Origin of the sequence: Bartonella sp. MR110HLJHH, from assembly GCF_042194225.1 — a bacterium.
Classification (GTDB): Bacteria; Pseudomonadota; Alphaproteobacteria; order Rhizobiales; family Rhizobiaceae; genus Bartonella; species Bartonella grahamii.
This window is the reverse complement of the sequence record NZ_JBHIMQ010000053.1, coordinates 389-1,430: the sequence shown is the minus strand read 5'-3', so window position 1 is coordinate 1,430 and position 1,042 is coordinate 389. Positions and strand designations below refer to the sequence as shown.

The window sequence follows — 1,042 nt, the reverse complement described above, 5'->3', positions numbered from 1 at the left end:
TGATAAAGCAATAAAATTAAAGAAAGAACTCGAGGGTGAAGGTTTGCGTTCTGAAGTTTTTGATGCAATCATTAATATTATTCAACAGCGTTCTCAACATTTAAAAATTTAATTTTATTGCTTATCTTTCTGGTTTTAAACGATGATATTTTTAATATACTGAGTAATATCCTATCAGAAAAAACGATCATTTTTTATGAACGAAAATTGTATATTTAATTCCTATTTTTTCTATGCAATAATATATCAGTTTTAATTTAAAATAACCTTTTTACTGAAAATGCCAAAATTTTATGCTTATTTACGTGTTTCTCGTGATGGACAAGATACAGAAAATCAAAAATTTGGATTGTTAGAATATGCTAATAAAAATGGCTTTGCACCACTTCATATTGAGGAAGAAATTGCAAGTAGAGGAAAAGATTGGCGTAAGCGTAAACTTAGTGCTTTAATTGAAAAAGCGGAATGTGGTGATGTTTTACTCACACCGGAGTTTTCTCGTATAGCTGGTTCTTCTCTTGCTGTTTTAGAAATTCTTAAAGCAGCTAGTGAACGTGGTTTAATTGTGCATATAACGAAACAAAACCTTATCATGGATGGAAGTTTACAAAGCGATATCATTGCAAACGTATTGGGTATGGTATCACAAATTGAACGGCATTTAATTCAAACACGCACAAAAGAAGCCTTAAATGTTGCTCGTCAACGAGGAATAAAACTTGGCCGGCCAAAAGGAAGTAAAGCTACGCAATTAAAGCTGGACAATCACATTGATGAAATTCAAGCATTTATAAATGTTGGTTTATCACAGAGCCGTATTGCTAAGACATTAGGAGTTAGTGTGAACACCTTACGTTTATTTATTGAACGTAAAAATATCAAGCTTACGAAAATAAAGCCTATCATTACCATGCCAAGAACATTGGAAAATTAAGATAAACTGCGCCAAGTTGATAGTTCTTTTCCATGACGTGATGCATTGAAGTATGTTTATTATTTACGTACAAAATACGTACTAAATAAATAATATTTATTTAGTAAA

Annotated in this window: 1 protein-coding gene; it reads left to right on the top strand. The window is 31.1% G+C overall.

What is annotated here, in order from left to right; all coding sequences use genetic code 11:
• The first annotated feature begins 280 nt into the window (after positions 1 to 280).
• Entirely contained in the window at positions 281 to 934 is a 654-nt protein-coding gene (locus ACFIKB_RS09205; protein ID WP_375653451.1) for a recombinase family protein, read from the top strand.
• Positions 935 to 1,042: the final 108 nt, after the last annotated feature.

Excerpts from the sequence above, each read along its gene's own strand:
- ACFIKB_RS09205 (WP_375653451.1), top strand. The coding sequence starts at position 281 with ATGCCAAAATTTTATGCTTATTTACGTGTTTCTCGTGATGGACAAGAT.